2 protein-coding genes are annotated in these 1,710 nt (G+C 43.1%); both read right to left on the bottom strand.

Annotated elements, in window-relative coordinates; genetic code table 11:
- Positions 1-75 precede the first annotated feature (75 nt).
- Positions 76-423 (bottom strand): immunity 8 family protein, encoded by a 348-nt coding sequence (locus tag AAC147_RS07890; protein WP_047686268.1) that lies wholly within the window; start codon positions 421-423, stop codon positions 76-78.
- Positions 424-427: 4 nt separating this feature from the next.
- Entirely contained in the window at positions 428-1,357 is a 930-nt protein-coding gene (locus AAC147_RS07885) for a hemolysin (protein WP_231571660.1), read from the bottom strand.
- Positions 1,358-1,710 lie beyond the last annotated feature (353 nt).

Raw genomic sequence — 1,710 nt, 5'->3', positions numbered from 1 at the left:
TAAGCGAGCGGTATTACAGCCTAGCTGGGGGTTTTCTATATACAAGAAGATCCCGGCTCATGGCCGGGATTCTTTTTAAGATTGATAATCCTCATATTCCCAAGCAAAGACACGGGAAAGCTTTTGGGCTATTTCCATCCAGTCATCACCTTCGCACTGATCAATATAGTCTGTGATGGTTTTTTGGATTTCATCCAGATCATATTTACGTACCAGAAGTGTATGCCGCATCAATTCTGGCACCCATTGGTGTTTGCAAAGCCATTCAGGAGTACAAACATTTACCTGAAAATAATTTATACCATCTTCTTGTTCTGGACCTATAGATAGAGTTAGCAATAAATTAAAACTATCAACTTCTTCAGGTACGAAAGTATTAAGATCACACCAATCATTTCCTAAGGTTCTTAACACAGCTTTCATCTTCTTATTTCTCTTTAAATACATTCAAATGACCATCACCAATTTTAACTTTTTGTCCTGTTATTGGATTAATGGTGTACGTTTCAAAATTAGCCTGAACCCCTGTTGGATTTACAGAGATTGGTGCGTTAGGTTTTTCTTTGGGATATCTATATACACGTGTACCATCAGTGCTAACTAAGCCAGTTCCATCGGTTGTAGGTCTTGCGCCATCTCCCACCCAAATTTTGCCTAATCTATCCGCATCTGCTCGAGTACCCGTTCCCACACCATAATTGACTTTACCATTATCACCTTTAATCACAGCGGCTAATCTCGGATCCTGTGAAGCAATATGATTGAGGTTTTGCTTCGTAAGATCCTCTTTCAATTTAGGATAAGTGGCGACATTTTCTGCACCGCTTGTAGCTTTCCCTGCTGATTCCGATTTGGCTCCTTTATCAGCATTGGGCAGTGATTTCCCATCAAATTTGCCCGTCGGGTGCTCAACATTTGTCACCGTGCCTTGGTTCTTCGGACTGTATTTTCCTTCGTCTGCACTCCAGTTGCTGCCCTTGTTATCAACCGAAGTTTTGGAAGATGCTTCTGTTGATGAAGGCTTATTTCCTTTGCTGCTCATACCACCAGTCACTGCGGCCATTGCCGCGCCAGCTAAAATTTCAGCCTGCTGTTTGTCAATGCCATAGCGGCTAATCAACTGATGCGCAAATTCCGTACTGGAGACCACGCCTTCGGCCTCGATCTGCTGGGCCAGCAAAGAAGACATGTCATTCTTCATGCGTGACGGCACATTATCACCCAATACGCGATCTATCGCCTGACGCACTAACAGGCCATTGGCAGGAATATCACCGTATTTTTCCTTACAGGCCGCCGGATTCGACGCACAGACCGCAATCAGTTCTTGCTGCTGTTTGAGACTCAGATCTTCCATTTCTTTCACAATCTGTTTGCAGTCGCCACGCGCCTCGCACCCTTTTGCCCTCGCCGCAAAATCATCGATCTGGTCAGCGTGCAGGTAGTTCGACTCAACCGAGTTTTCCGCGGTAAAAAGATTCCAGCGCTTGAACTAGGATTTTTCTGACTAATACATTTTAAATAACCAAAGTACAAACCCAGCTAAAGCACCTGCTCCCCCAATTTGCAAATGAACTCCTATATTGTCTTTGATGGAACAAAAAATATCAGCTTTGTCTATAAACCATAAACTAAAAGCCTGTGAGATAACACTCAGCAAGAAGACAACCAAGAAAAAAGAAAATGATAGATATACCAATCGTCATTGAA

It is taken from the genome of Xenorhabdus sp. NBAII XenSa04 (assembly GCF_963866145.1).
GTDB classification, from domain to species: domain Bacteria; phylum Pseudomonadota; class Gammaproteobacteria; order Enterobacterales; family Enterobacteriaceae; genus Xenorhabdus; species Xenorhabdus indica.
The sequence above is the reverse complement of the archived record's forward strand: the minus strand, read 5'-3'. Positions and strand labels throughout refer to the sequence as shown.

Excerpts from the sequence above, each read along its gene's own strand:
- AAC147_RS07890 (WP_047686268.1), bottom strand. The coding sequence starts at position 423 with ATGAAAGCTGTGTTAAGAACCTTAGGAAATGATTGGTGTGATCTTAAT.
- AAC147_RS07885 (WP_231571660.1), bottom strand. The coding sequence starts at position 1,357 with ATGGAAGATCTGAGTCTCAAACAGCAGCAAGAACTGATTGCGGTCTGT.